Origin of the sequence: Aestuariibius violaceus, assembly GCF_040779325.2 — a bacterium.
Classification (GTDB): Bacteria; Pseudomonadota; Alphaproteobacteria; order Rhodobacterales; family Rhodobacteraceae; genus Aestuariibius; species Aestuariibius violaceus.
Window position 1 is genome coordinate 250,863 of the sequence record NZ_JBFONT020000003.1, and the last position, 12,969, is coordinate 263,831.

The 12,969-nt window shown below is 67.0% G+C and carries 13 protein-coding genes; 6 read left to right on the plus strand and 7 right to left on the minus strand.

From position 1 onward, the window contains the following. Window positions 1–9: 9 nt before the first annotated feature. Window positions 10–1,167 (plus strand): acetoin utilization protein AcuC, encoded by a 1,158-nt coding sequence (locus AADZ90_RS13280; RefSeq protein ID WP_367310492.1) that lies wholly within the window; start codon window positions 10–12, stop codon window positions 1,165–1,167. Here the strand turns inward: AADZ90_RS13280 and AADZ90_RS13285 are convergent. Then, window positions 1,113–2,342, minus strand: a complete 1,230-nt coding sequence (locus AADZ90_RS13285; protein ID WP_367310493.1) for a 3-deoxy-D-manno-octulosonic acid transferase — start codon at window positions 2,340–2,342, stop codon at window positions 1,113–1,115. The genes AADZ90_RS13280 and AADZ90_RS13285 overlap by 55 nt on opposite strands. 131 nt (window positions 2,343–2,473) lie before the next feature. Here AADZ90_RS13285 and modA point away from each other — a divergent pair, with 131 nt between their 5' ends. The 3 genes from modA to modC are packed head-to-tail and all read left to right on the plus strand — an operon-like array spanning window position 2,474 to window position 4,954. Further along, window positions 2,474–3,220 carry a molybdate ABC transporter substrate-binding protein gene (gene modA, locus AADZ90_RS13290; protein ID WP_367310494.1) on the plus strand — a complete coding sequence of 249 codons (747 nt, stop codon included), beginning with the start codon at window positions 2,474–2,476 and terminating at the stop codon, window positions 3,218–3,220. Next, the gene (gene modB, locus AADZ90_RS13295) at window positions 3,210–3,911 is read left to right on the plus strand and encodes a molybdate ABC transporter permease subunit (protein ID WP_367310495.1); all 702 of its coding nucleotides are present in this window, start codon (window positions 3,210–3,212) and stop codon (window positions 3,909–3,911) included. Before modA ends, modB begins: the two co-directional genes overlap by 11 nt. Next, on the plus strand, window positions 3,908–4,954 hold the full coding sequence (gene modC / locus AADZ90_RS13300; RefSeq protein ID WP_367310496.1) for a molybdenum ABC transporter ATP-binding protein: 1,047 nt from the start codon (window positions 3,908–3,910) through the stop codon (window positions 4,952–4,954). Before modB ends, modC begins: the two co-directional genes overlap by 4 nt. A 7-nt stretch (window positions 4,955–4,961) precedes the next feature. Here the strand turns inward: modC and AADZ90_RS13305 are convergent, their stop codons facing one another. Genes AADZ90_RS13305 through AADZ90_RS13315 form a run of 3 tightly spaced genes read right to left on the minus strand, consistent with a single transcriptional unit; the run spans window position 4,962 to window position 6,844 of the window. Next, on the minus strand, window positions 4,962–5,696 hold the full coding sequence (locus AADZ90_RS13305) for an SDR family NAD(P)-dependent oxidoreductase (RefSeq protein ID WP_367310497.1): 735 nt from the start codon (window positions 5,694–5,696) through the stop codon (window positions 4,962–4,964). A 9-nt stretch (window positions 5,697–5,705) separates the two neighbouring features. Then, on the minus strand, window positions 5,706–6,518 hold the full coding sequence (locus AADZ90_RS13310) for an isocitrate lyase/PEP mutase family protein (protein ID WP_367310498.1): 813 nt from the start codon (window positions 6,516–6,518) through the stop codon (window positions 5,706–5,708). Beyond that, window positions 6,515–6,844 (minus strand): NIPSNAP family protein, encoded by a 330-nt coding sequence (locus AADZ90_RS13315; protein WP_367310499.1) that lies wholly within the window; start codon window positions 6,842–6,844, stop codon window positions 6,515–6,517. Before AADZ90_RS13315 ends, AADZ90_RS13310 begins: the two co-directional genes overlap by 4 nt. A gap of 69 nt (window positions 6,845–6,913) precedes the next feature. Here AADZ90_RS13315 and AADZ90_RS13320 point away from each other — a divergent pair, with 69 nt between their 5' ends. Then, window positions 6,914–7,597, plus strand: a complete 684-nt coding sequence (locus tag AADZ90_RS13320) for an ArsR/SmtB family transcription factor (RefSeq protein ID WP_367310500.1) — start codon at window positions 6,914–6,916, stop codon at window positions 7,595–7,597. Between the two features lies 1 nt (window position 7,598). Here AADZ90_RS13320 and AADZ90_RS13325 read toward each other — a convergent pair whose 3' ends face one another. Beyond that, the gene (locus tag AADZ90_RS13325) at window positions 7,599–8,078 is read right to left on the minus strand and encodes a GNAT family N-acetyltransferase (RefSeq protein WP_367310501.1); all 480 of its coding nucleotides are present in this window, start codon (window positions 8,076–8,078) and stop codon (window positions 7,599–7,601) included. After that, a complete protein-coding gene (purL, locus tag AADZ90_RS13330; protein WP_367310502.1) occupies window positions 8,075–10,249 on the minus strand; it encodes a phosphoribosylformylglycinamidine synthase subunit PurL in 2,175 nt (724 codons plus the stop codon). Before purL ends, AADZ90_RS13325 begins: the two co-directional genes overlap by 4 nt. A gap of 113 nt (window positions 10,250–10,362) precedes the next feature. Between purL and AADZ90_RS13335 the strand changes: the two genes are divergently transcribed. Further along, the gene (locus AADZ90_RS13335; RefSeq protein WP_367310503.1) at window positions 10,363–11,499 is read left to right on the plus strand and encodes a hypothetical protein; all 1,137 of its coding nucleotides are present in this window, start codon (window positions 10,363–10,365) and stop codon (window positions 11,497–11,499) included. A 450-nt stretch (window positions 11,500–11,949) separates the two neighbouring features. On the opposite strand, the gene AADZ90_RS13340 is transcribed toward AADZ90_RS13335, so the two are convergent. Continuing rightward, window positions 11,950–12,849, minus strand: a complete 900-nt coding sequence (locus AADZ90_RS13340; RefSeq protein WP_367310504.1) for a LysR family transcriptional regulator — start codon at window positions 12,847–12,849, stop codon at window positions 11,950–11,952. Window positions 12,850–12,969 lie beyond the last annotated feature (120 nt).

The following is a 12,969-nucleotide window of genomic DNA, read 5'->3' on the forward strand; positions in this document are numbered from 1 at the left end:
ATCTCTGTGATGGGCGCATCTGAGACACCCCTTTTTATAGGGCACGAGATCTATCGTGGGTCGAGCTATGGCCGTTGGCATCCGTTGCGGGTGCCGCGGGTATCGACGGTGATGGACCTTGCGCGGGCCTTGGGCTGGCTGCCGGAGGCGCAGTACCGGACCTCGCCGCGGGCGCGGCCGCGCGCTTTGGCGGAGTGGCATGCGCCGGATTACGTGGAGGCCGTCGCGCGGGCGGAGCGGGTCGGCGCGGTGCGGCCTGGAGAAGTGGAACTCTACGGGCTCGGCACGCCGTCGAACCCGGTCTTTCCGGAGATGTTCCGGCGGCCTGCGACGGCGGTCGGCGGGTCGATCCTAGCGGGGGCGCTGTTGGCGCAGGGCGGCATAGTCCACCATCCGGCAGGCGGGACGCATCACGGATTGCCGGGCCGGGCGAGCGGGTTCTGCTATTTCAACGATCCGGTCTTTGCGATGTTGTCGCTTCGGCACCACGGCGTGCGGCGGATCGCTTATGTCGATATCGACGCGCATCATCCGGATGGGGTGGAGGCGTCCTTCGGAGGCGATCCGGATAGTCTGATGATCTCGGTTCACGAGGAAGGGCGGTGGCCCCGGACGGGGGCCTTGGAGGATCGCGGGGCGGGGCAGGTCTGGAACCTACCGGTGCCTGCCGGGCTGAACGATCGGGAAATGGCGGTGATCCGAGAAGACCTGATCCTGCCGGTCATCGACGGGTTCGCGCCGGAAGCCATCGTGCTGCAATGCGGGGCCGACGCGGTCGAAGAGGACCCGCAATCGCGGCTGGCGCTGTCGAACGGGGCCCATTGGGCGGTTGTGCGGGCGGTTATGCCGCTTGCGCCCCGGCTTCTGGTGCTGGGCGGAGGCGGCTACAACCCGTGGTCGGTCGGGCGGCTTTGGACCGGCGTTTGGGGTGTCTTGAACGGGCACCCGGTGCCGGAACCCTTGCCGCCGGCGGCCGAAGCTGTGCTGCGCGGGCTGGTCTGGGACGGAGACCGGCGCGGGCGGCAGCCGCCGGAGCATTGGTTCACGACGCTTGCGGATGCGCCGAGGGAGGGGCCGGTACGGCCCGAGATCGGGGCGCGGATCGCGGCACTTTATGGGGGGAGAAGGGCCGCGATCCGGTCGAGGAGGCCGTCGAGATCGGCCTGAGCGGCGAGGGTCTCGCGAGCGATCGCAGGCATCGACGAGCCGGTCAGATGAGTGAGAATCGCAGTCGCGATCTCCTCCGGCGCCTCACAGAGCTGCGCACCGCCTGCTTGATCAAGAGCTTTGTACGCGCCTTCGAAGTTGTGGACGGATGGGCCATGGAGGATGGCGGTGCCGTAGGCGGCGGGCTCGTAGGGCGTGTGGCCACCGCGCGGGGCGAGGGAGCCTGCGACGAAGGTGACCGCGGCCAGGCGGTACCAGAACGCCATTTCGCCCATCGTGTCGGCCAGGTAGATGTCCGCGCTTGGGCTTTCTTTTTGGGAACGGCGGGCGACGGTGAGGCCCCGATCGCGGATCAGGTTGGTTATGTCCTCGGCGCGGCGCGGATGGCGTGGCGCGAGGATCGCCTTGAGGTCCGGCTGCGTCGCGCGGGCCTGGACGAAGGCGTCGAGCAGGGGGGCGTCTTCTCCGTCATGGGTGGAGGCGAAGAGGATTGTGGCCTCGCGGTTGAAGGCTGCGACTAGGGGTTCTGATAAGGAAGCGGTGTCGGGTCGGTAGAGGCTTTTGAGGTCGATCGGCGGGGCGATCGCGTTTGCCGGGATGCCGAGCGCTTTGAGGCGGGGCGTGACGTCTGGGGATTGCGGGGCGAGGAGCCGGACTGTGCCGAGCGTGGTACGAGCAAGACTGGGAAACCTTTGCCAGCGCCGGGCGGTGCGGGCTGTCATCCGCGCGGCGATCAGGGCTGCGGGCACGGCCCGTCTGGCGCAGGTGGCGAGACGGTTGGGCCAGAGCTCGTTTTCCAGCGTCAGGCAGAGGGTGACGGATTGCCTGCGCAGCGCCCGAGCGATGAGCCAGCGCAAGTCGAGCGGTGCGGCCGTGGCGGTGGTGCGGGGAAGGCCCCAGCCCGTGGCGAGGTCGCGGCCCGTCACCGTGTTGGCGGTGATCCAGAGACGGTGACCCGGATAGTGTCTGAGCAGCGCTTCGGCGAGGGGTCTGGCGGAGGCAAGCTCTCCATTGCTGGCGCCATGGAGCCAGATTGTCGGGCCCGGGGCGGTTGGAGGGCCCAGGAGCCGGGCCTTGAGAGCTGCCGTATCCTCCTGTCCGCGCATCACGCGCCAGAGGAACGTGACCGCGAGGACGGGCGCTGCAAGGGAGATGAGGAGGCGGTAGAAGAGCATTGGGTCGATCTGGCAAGTTCCCGGCGAAGGTGCCTTTGCGAGGCGGCTCTGTCGAGGGGCGATCGGCGATCAAGAGCCGCAGCATCCGGCCGGGCTTGCAACGGCATCGGGCCGCGGTCATGGTCCGCCGCATGATCCGGATCCTGTGCCTGTTTCTCTGTCTTGCCGCGCCCGTGAGGGCGGAGACCGTGACGGTCTTCGCGGCGGCGAGCCTGAAGGGACCGCTCGATCAGGCCGCCGAGGCGTGGCAGGCTGCGTCGGGACATGACGTACAGGTGGCCTATGCGGGCTCGCCCACGCTGGCGCGGCAGATCCGGCAGGGCGCGCCTGCGGATCTGGCGATCCTGGCGCATCCGCGGTGGATGGAGTGGCTTGCGGATCAGGGTGTTGCGGGGGCCGCCGAGGCGGTGCCGTTCCTGTCGAACCGGTTGGTGCTGATTGCGCCCGGAGAGGCCAGCGCGGCACCTCTGACCCCTGAGACGGTTGCGACGCTCTTAGGCCCGGATGACCGCTTTGCGATTGCGCTGACGGATGCGGTTCCCGCCGGGATCTACGGGCGGGCCTCTCTGGAGGCACTGGGCCTGTGGGACAGCGTTTCGGACCGCCTGCTGGAGATGGAGAACGTGCGCGCCGCACTTGCGCTGGTCGCGCGGGGAGAGGCGCCGCTGGGGCTGGTTTATGCGACCGACGCTCTGGCGGAGCCTGCGGTGTCGGTGGTCGCCGAACTGCCCGTCGACAGCCATCCGGCGATTGTCTATCCGCTGGCCGTCCTGGCTGAGACCGAGGCGGCAGACGCCTTCGCCGCCTATCTGACGGGCGACGGCCGGGTGTCTTTCGACGATGCGGGATTTCTGAGGCCGGGGGCGGATGATCTCTGATTTTCTCGGCCCCGCGGAGTGGGAGGCGGTGCGGCTTTCCGTGCGCGTCTCGCTGGTCGCGACGATTGCGAGCCTGCCCCTGGGGCTGTTCGTGGCCTACGCGCTGGCGCGCTGGCGGTTTCCGGGGCACGGGCTGTTGAACGGGCTGGTGTTGCTGCCGCTGGTGCTGCCACCGGTTGTCACGGGGTATCTGCTGCTGATCCTGTTCGGCCAGCAGGGCGTCGTCGGTGCCTGGCTGGCGGAGACCTTCGGCATCGTCCTGGCCTTCCGCTGGACGGGCGCAGCGGTCGCGGCGGCGGTGATGGCCTTCCCGTTGCTCGTGAGGGCCTTGCGGTTGGCCATCGAGGCGGTCGATCCGGGGCTGGAGGAGGCGGCCGCGACGCTTGGCGCGTCGCGCTGGCGGATCTTCTGGACGGTGACGCTGCCGCTGATCTGGCCGGGGCTTCTGGCGGGGATCGTGCTGGCCTTTGCCAAGGCGATGGGTGAGTTCGGGGCGACGATCACGTTCGCCGCCGCGATCCCGGGGGAGACGCTGACGATCCCGTCGGCCATCTACGGCGCGCTGCAGGTGCCGGGGCAGGACGGCGTCGTGCTGCGGTTGGCGGTGCTGTCGATCGTGATCGCGATGGCGGCGCTGGCCGTCTCCGAAGTTCTGGCGCGGCGGGCGGCCCGGCAGGTGGCGGGCGGATGACGCTGGAGGTCGACCTGCGCCACCGGCTGGGGGATTTCCAGCTGGAGGTGGCTTTTGCTGCGCCGCCGGGCGTGACGGCGCTTTATGGACCGTCCGGCGCGGGCAAGACGAGCGTGGTGAACGCGGTTGCGGGTCTTTTGCGGCCGGATGCGGGCCGGATCGCGGTGGGCGGTGAGGTGCTGTTCGACCGCGCGGCGGGGATCGATGTGCCGGTGCGCGCCCGGCGGATGGGATATGTGTTTCAGGACGGGCGGCTGTTTCCGCATCTGACGGTGCGGCGGAACCTGCGGTACGGCGGCGGGGCGGAGGGCTTTGACGCGGTTGTCAGCCTTTTGGGGATCGAAGGGCTGCTCGATCGGCGCCCGGCGCGCCTGTCGGGCGGAGAAAAGCAGCGTGTCGCGATTGGGCGGGCGCTGCTGCGCGAGCCACGGCTGCTGTTGATGGACGAGCCTCTTGCCTCGCTGGATGCGCGGCGGAAGGCGGAGATTTTGCCGTATCTGGACCGGCTGGCGCGCGAGGTTCGTATCCCGATCCTCTATGTCAGCCACGCGATGGAAGAGGTCCTGCGGCTGGCGACGACCCTGGTGATGATCGAGGCCGGGCAGCTTACGGATTCGGGGCCGATCGCGGAGGTTCTGGAGCGGCACCCGGTGCCGGGACTGGTTGCGCCGGAAGGGGCGATCACGGTCACCGGGACGATCCGATCTTTCGATGCCAGACGAGAGGCGGAGGTTCTGACGCCGCTCGGCCCGCTTTGGCTCGCTATGGTGAATGGCGATGTCGGGGATACGGCGGCCTGCCTGATCGACCCCCGCAAGGTCGTGTTGGTCAGGGGAGAGGCCGTGAGCAGCCGCAACGCGGTGGAGGTGACGGTCGATGCGCTGCGGATGGCAGGCCGGGAGGTCACGGTGGGTCTGAAGGCGGGAGAGGCGCAGTTTTCGGCGCGGATGGGGATCGAGCGGGCCAAGCCGCTGGACCTGGCGCCGGGGCGGCGGCTGATCGCGATTCTGGATCCGCAGCCGCTGCTCGACGGGTTACCTTAGGCGTCGGTCACGGCATTCGGAGGCCGCCGTCGAGGCGGATGGTGGTGCCGTTCAGGTAATCGCAGTCTATGATGAAGCGGACGAGGGCCGCGAATTCTGCCGGGTTGCCGAGCCGTTCAGGGAAGGTGACGTCCTTGGCGAGGTCGGCCATAATTTCCTCGCCCAATCCTTCCAGCATCGGGGTGCGGAAGATGCCGGGGGCGATGGCCATGACGCGGATCTTAGACCGGGCGAGGTCGCGCGCCATCGGAAGTGACAGGCCCGCGATGCCCGCCTTGGAGGCGGCATAGGCGGCCTGGCCCTTCTGGCCGTCGAAGGCAGCGATGGAGGCGGTGTTGACGATCACGCCACCGCCTGCCGCGGCCATGTGGGGCGTGGCGAGGCGGGCCACGTTGAAGCTGCCCTTGAGATTGATGTCGATGGTGCGCGCGAAGCTTTCCAGCCGGTGGGGGCCATCCTTGCCGAGGGTCTTCTCGGCGGTGGCGATGCCGGCGCAATTCACGGCGACGGTGAGGCCCGCCATCGCTTCGGCGGCGCCATCGATGGCCGCTTTTGTCGAGGCTTCGTTGGTCACATCGGTTTCCGTGAAGCGGGCGCCGAGGGTCTTCGCGGTGTCGGCGCCTGCCGGATCGCGGTCGAGGATTGTCACCTGACCGCCTGCGTCGATGAGGGCTTTGGCCGTTGCGGCGCCGAGGCCGGAGGCGCCGCCGGTGACGACGGCCTTGATGTTTTTCGTGTCCATGCCGGGTGTTTAGCTGCCGGTGAGCATCGCGTCGATCTTCGATGACGGAGCGGTGCGGGTGAGCGGAGTGAAGTCACCCCCGAACATCGCCTCTGCCGCCTCGAGGATCGTGCGCTGGGTGGCCCGCGCGAGCGCCGAGCCGAGGGAGAGGCGGGCGACGCCGATTTCGGCATAGGCGCTGCGAGGTTCCTTCGCGAAGGCGCCGACGACGAGGGCGTTGACCGGGGCGTTCACGGCTGCGGTCAGGCGGGCGAGCGCGTCCATGTCGGGGGGCAGAGGGGCGTAGAGACAGTCGGCGCCCGCCTCCTCGAAAGCCTGCAGGCGCGCTGTTGCTTCGGCCTCATCATAGGCGCCGGTCAGCAGGCCATCGGCGCGGGCGGTCAGGACGAAATCCTTGGGCAGCGCGCGGGCGGCTGCGGCGGCGGCGCGGATGCGCTCGACAGCCAAGGCGCGGTCGTAGGCGGATTGGTCAGGCAGGGCGGTGTCCTCGATGCAGATGCCCGCAAGCCCCGCCTCGGCGGCGAGGCGGACGGTTTCGGCACAGATGTCCGGGGCCTCGCCAAAGCCGTTCTCGAAATCGCCCTGGACGGGGAGCGGCGTGGCGGCCGCGATGTCCTGAGCGTGGGCAAGGGCTTCGTCGCGGGTGACGGTACCGCCGTCTGGACGACCGAGGATATAGGCGAGCGCGGCTGACGAGGTGGCCAGCGCCTGTGCCCCCATCGCGGCCATGACCTTGGCGGTGCCCGCGTCCCAGACATTTACCATCAGGAAGGGGTCGCCGGGTACGTGCAGGGCGCGGAAGGTGGCTCCGATATCAGTCATGGGGTTGGTCCTTTGGCATGGGGCGTTGAGGCGAGGGTGTGGAAGGTGCGATCCTCGCGCAAGATGAATTTCTCGGACTGAGCAAAGGCGTAGTTTTCCTTTCCCAGCGAGTCGTCGCGGAGGCGGGCGCGGTAGGCCTCGTAGGCCGCAAGGCTGTCGATATGGTAGATGCCGTAGGCCAGGGTGGCAGAGCCTTCGTGGGGGGCGAAATAGCCGACGAGGTCGGCACCGCAGCGTGGGATCGCCTGGCCCCAGTTCTGGGCGTAGGTGCGGAAGGTGTCGGTCTTGGTCGGGTCGATCTGGTAGCGGATGATGCAGGTGAGCATGGTGGGTCTCCTTTCGGGGTGGAGACTTAGCGGATTGTTCGGCTTCGATGGTTCGGTTATCATCGAACTATGAAGGAAGGTCCTGATATTGCAAGGGTCGCAGCGCTGATCGGCGACCCCGCTCGTGCCAACATGCTGACGGCGCTGATGAGTGGGCGGGCCTTGACGGCGCGGGAACTGGCGGCGGAGGCGGGGGTGACGGCGCAGACGGCGAGTGCGCATCTGGGGAAGCTGGAGGAGGGTGGCATCGTCAGGGTGCAGCGGCAGGGGCGGCATAAATATGTGGCGCTGGCGGGGGACGAGGTCGCGGCGGTTCTGGAAGGGCTGATGGGGCTGGCCGCCGGGGCGGGGCATCTGCGGACGCGGCCGGGGCCGAAGGATGCGGCGCTGCGGGAGGCGCGGCGGTGCTACAACCATCTGGCGGGTGACCGGGGCGTTCAGATGTATGACGCGATGCGGCGGCGGGACTGGTTAACAGAAGATGAAGGGCTCGTGCTGAGCGAGGCGGGGCGGGGTTTCATTACGGATTTCGGTATTGATTTGAGAGCGTTAGAGGCGAAAGGTCCGCCGATCTGCCGGGATTGCCTCGACTGGAGCGAGCGGCGGGCGCATCTGGGTGGTCGGCTGGGGCGTGCGATGCTCGACCGGATGGAGGCTTTGGGCTGGCTGTCGCGGAGCTCTGAAAGCCGGGTGGTGCGGTTTTCCGACAATGGGCGGGTGGCGTTTGATGAAGCCTTTCCGGTTTCGCGATAAGTCAGCCGGCCTTCTGCCACTCCCCCCTTAACAGGCCGTAAAGCGCAAGATCGGCGTGGTCGCCTGTGCGGCGGGGCCAGTGGGCGCGCAGGGTGCCCTCGTGGGTGAAGCCGGATTTCTCGTAGGCGCGGCGGGCGCGGGGGTTGTCCGTGGCGACGTCGAGCCAGAGCTTGTGGGCGCCAAGCGTCTGGAAGACATGGGTTTTCATGTCCTCGATGAAGCGGGTGCCGCGGCCTTCGCCCGGGTTGGCGACCGCGAGGCGGAGCAGTTCGATGACGGTCTTCTTGGTTTCGATTCCGCGCAGGATGCAGAAGCCTTCGGGCGCGCCGTGATCCTCCCAGATCAGGAGTTGTTCGTCGCCACCCTGGAGCAGCCCGGTCAGCCTTTCAGGGCTGTCTTCAGCGACGAAGGCGCGGTTTTCGGGCCGCTGCTGGAGCACCGTGATGAAGGGCAGATCGGCTTTTGTCGCGGGACGGATCATGAGAGGCCAAGGGTGTTTTTCAGAGCGTTTTCAAAGAGATCCGTAAGCTCTGTCAGCGGTGCAGAGTCTTCGCCGAACATGATGGCGTCGCCGCCGACCTTGCCGATCATCGTGAGCGGGATGTCGGCCTTGCCTGCGGCGATCAGCAGGGCTTCGGCGCAGTCGAAATTGACCGAGAGGAGGTAGCGGCCCTGATCCTCGCCGAAGAGCGCCGGGATCGCGGCTTCGTCGATCTGGAGACCTGTGCCCGCCTCAGTGGCCAGCTCGAAGGCGGCGAGCGCGAGGCCACCGTCGGAGAGGTCGGTGCAGACGCGGATCATCGAGACATTTTCACGAATGAAATCAGCGTGTTGCTTTTCCTTCTCGAGGTCGACCGGGGGCGGCGGACCGGCCTCGTCGCCGAGCGTTGCAAGCAGGGCGGACTGGCTGAGATGGCTGCCCGGATCGCCGAGGAGGAGGAGGACGTGCCCCTCGCGGGCGGTGCCGTCGATGAGGGTGTCGGGGTCTTCGATCAGGCCCACGGCGCCGATGGTGGGCGTGGGCAGGATGGGCTGGCCGTCGGTTTCGTTGTAGAGCGAGACGTTTCCGGAAACGATGGGCATATTCAAGGACTTACAGGCCTCTCCTATACCTTTGACGGCGCCGACGAACTGGCCCATGATCTCGGGCTTTTCGGGGTTGCCGAAGTTCAGGTTGTCGGTGGTGGCGAGCGGCGTGGCGCCGGTGGCGGAGAGGTTTCGGTAGGCCTCGGCCACCGCCTGCTTGCCGCCTTCGACGGGATTTGCCTTTACATATCGGGGGATTACGTCGGAGGTGAAGGCGATGATCTTGTCTGTTCCGTGGACGCGGACGAGGCCCGCGCCGCGGCTGGGCGGGCGGATCGTGTCGCCCATGACAGTCTGGTCGTATTGCTGCCAGATCCAGCGCTTGGACGCGTGGTTGGGATCGGAGAGAAGCCGCTTGAGGGCCTCGATCGGGCCGAGATTTGCGATGGCGGCATCGGGTCGGCTTTCTGTCGGACTTTCGTCGGACAAGATGTAGGGCCGATCATATTCCGGAGCCTCGCCTGACAAGGCTTTCAAGGGCAGATCGGCCTTCGTCTCGTATTCGTGGACAACGATAAATCGGTCTTCGCTTATGGTTTCGCCGACAATGGCGAAGTCGAGATCCCACTTGTCGAAGACCGCCTTGGCTTCCGCCTCTTTCGCCGGATCGAGGACCATCAGCATCCGTTCCTGCGATTCGGAGAGCATCATCTCGTAGGCGGTCATGCCGTCCTCGCGGACCGGCACCTTGTCGAGATCGAGGCGGATGCCGAGATTGCCCTTGTCGCCCATCTCGACCGCCGAGCAGGTGAGGCCTGCGGCGCCCATGTCCTGGATCGAGATGACGGCGCCGGTTTCCATCAGTTCGAGGCACGCCTCCATCAGGCGCTTTTCGGTGAAGGGGTCGCCGACCTGAACGGTGGGGCGTTTCTCTTCGATCGTGTCGTCGAATTCGGCCGACGCCATGGTGGCACCGCCGACGCCGTCGCGGCCGGTCTTGGCGCCGAGATAGACGACGGGGCGGCCGATGCCGGAGGCGGCGGAGTAGAAGATCTTGTCGGCGTCCGCGAGGCCCGCGGCGAAGGCGTTGACGAGGCAGTTGCCGTTATAGGCCGGGTGGAAGCGGGTTTCGCCACCCACGGTCGGCACACCGAAGGCATTGCCGTAGCCGCCGATGCCGGCTGCGACACCTGCCACGAGGGATTTGGTCTTGGGGTGCGACGGCTCGCCGAAGCTGAGCGCGTTCATCGCGGCGATGGGGCGGGCGCCCATGGTGAACACGTCGCGGAGGATGCCGCCGACGCCGGTCGCGGCCCCCTGGTAGGGTTCGATGTAGGAGGGGTGGTTGTGGCTTTCCATCTTGAAGACAAGCGCCTGGCCGTCGCCGATATCGACGACGCCCGCGTTTTCGCCGGGGCCGCAGATGACCTGCGGGCCGGTGGTGGGCAGGGTGCGGAGCCACTTTTTGGAGGACTTGTAGGAACAGTGTTCGTTCCACATGGCCGAGACGATGCCAAGCTCGGTGAAGGTCGGTTCGCGGCCCAGAAGCGCGAGGAGGTGGTCGTATTCGTCGGGCTTGAGGCCGTGGGCCTCGACCAGGTCGGGGGTGATTTCGGGCTCTGGCATCTTTGTCCTCGCAGCGTTGCGGCTTTCTAGTCGCGAGCGCGCAAAGGGGAAAGGGGAGGGTTTACGCGGGCGTGAATTAACGTCAGGGTTGCGCCAGGAAGCTGGAGAGACCGATGGCTGCGATCATGCGTGTGCATGGTGTGTGTCAGGTAACCCGGGGTTGGGTGGAAACGATGGTGCGGACGGACGGCGAGGGAATCGTCGGCCTGTTGCGCCGTGCTGCCCGGGTGGTTCGGCGGCGTCGGATCCGGCGGACGATTTCTTTGGTCTTTTTGCTTGCGATGGCGCTGCCGGTCGCGGCGCGGTCGTCCTTTGACGAGGCGGTGGCCCTTTGGCTGGAAGGCAACGACGCAGACAGCCTGCCGCAGCTGGCGGAGTTTGCGCAGGACGGGCATCCGATGGCGCGGATTCTTCTGGCGCGGATCGAGACGACCGATCGCGGGCCGTCGCCCTACCGGCTGGGCCTGTCGCGGGAAGAGTCGCGGGCGCTGTTCCGGGACACGTCGAACGGGCACCGGTTCGGGCAGAGCTGGCTGGTGCCACTGGCCGATGATGGCGATCCGCTGGCGCGGGCACTGATGAGGGCGGGGCGGCCGGAACCTCAACCGGAGGTGATCGAGCGGCTGGTCTCGCTGGGCGAACCGGAGGCGGCGGCGCATGCGACGCGGATGGTTGCGATCTACGGAAGCCCCGAGATGAAGGCGCGACTGAAGAGCAGCAAAGTGGTTCAGGACGAGCTGGCGCCGTATTTCGACTATCTCGATGCGCGGCCGGAGCCGCAGGGGGCGGGGCTGGCCGCATTGCGCAAGATCGCGGGAGAGCGGCTGGATTCGCGTGATCCGGACGTGCGGGCGTTTTCCGGGATCGTTGCGCTGGGTTACGGGTTTGGCGATCCGACGGCCGATGGTGCCTTGCGGGAGACGATCGAGGATTGGGTGCTGACCGATCAGGCGGCGCAGCCGATCGCGGATCTGTGCCGGGAGGCCTGCCCGGGAGAGGCCGCGGCCTGCGGGTTCACGATGTTCGCGTTGACGGGCGGGTATTACGAGGTAATCCGCCTCGATTCGCCGCTCGAGACGGTCATTCCGCAGGAGCGCTTTCTGGACAGCCCCCGGGCGCGGCTGATGGCGCTGCGGCGGGCCGCGATGGCGAAGGACGAGACGAATGCCTTCCGGGCCAGCCGCGAAGAGATCGCGGAGATCAGTGCCTGCGCGGCCGATCTGATCATGGAGACGCGGGCGGAGTATTGAGCGAGGCGTGTCGGCACGGCATGACTGGCGGTTAGGTGGTCGTTTTGGTCGAGTGCCGGGCGAGCGCCTGACCGGGGGCTGGCGCCGCCGACGATCGTACAACGCACTTTATGGCAGCCAAGCTCGTCCCTCGGATTGTACGGGCAGTGCTTCGATCCCAAAGCGCCAGACCGCCGGGCCGGTCAGGCGCTCGCCCGGCGCGGCGGTGCCGCTTGATTCCGGGCGGGGTGGCGCCTTTGGTGATCGCGTTCCAGAGCTTCGGACAAAAAAAGCCGGGCACGAGGCCCGGCGAAGTCCAACAGGGAGGTATGAAGTCACGGCACTAGACCGCGCCTTCGCTTACCGACCTATGCTTGTGGTTAACGCGGATCAAGACCGAACTGTTCGGTTTGGAAACAATGCGGCCATGCGTTGCGCGCATGGCTCACTTTTGGGCCTGTCGCGGGAGAATCAGGCGATGAGGCGCGTGTTGCGCCGGGTTTCCTGAATTTCCTCCTGTACGAAATCGCGGAACGCGGCGATGCGTTTCGACTGCCTGAGCTCTTCGGGATAGGCCAGGAAGACGGGGACGTCTCCGGAGGTGATGTCGGGCAGGACGCGGACGAGGTCGGGGAAATCCTCGACCACGTAATCGGGCAGGATGCCGACGCCAAGCTTGTTCAGGACCGCCTGAAGGACGCCGAAATAGTTGTTGACGGTCAGGAGGCTGGGCACCTCGTAGGTGAGCAGATGCTCGACAAGCGCCTTGCCTGCCGCGACCTGGAAGGAATTCGGGTTCTGGCAGATCAGGCGATGGTTCACGAGCTGCTCGATCGTCTCGAGCGGGGGCGCCGAGGCGAGGTAGTCGGGCGCCGCATAAAGCTGCATCCGGACGGTCATCAGGCGCTTGCGGATGAGGTCGGCCTGGGACGGTTCCTTCATGCGGATGGCCACGTCGGCCTCGCGCATGGGCAGGTCGAGCACGCGTTCCTCGAGCATCAGGTCGATCTTGAGGTCGGGATACTGTGCGTAGAGCTTGGACAGGCGCGGGGCGAGCCAGATGGTGCCGAAGCCGGTCGTCGTGGTGACCTTGAGCTCGCCGAACACCTCCTCCTCGCTGTCGCGGATGCGGGCGGAGGCGGCCTCGAGCCGTTTGTTCATCGATTTGGTGGCATCGAACAGCAGCTCGCCCTGTTCGGTGAGAATCAGGCCGCGGGCATGGCGGTGGAAGAGCGTGGTGTTCAACGTCTCCTCCAGCGCGCGGATCTGGCGGGAGACGGCGGATTGCGACAGGTGCAGGGTATCCCCCGCATGGGTGAGGCTGCCGGCATCGGCGACGGCGTGGAAGATTCTGAGCTTGTCCCAATCCATGGGGCGCATCCTTTCGCGGCTGGCGCGCAGCATAGGGTGTCCGCGGGCCCTCGTGTAGGGGTGGTCACGGCAGCATGTCGCGCATAAATGATTTGGTAGGTCAGGATTTGTGACCTATAT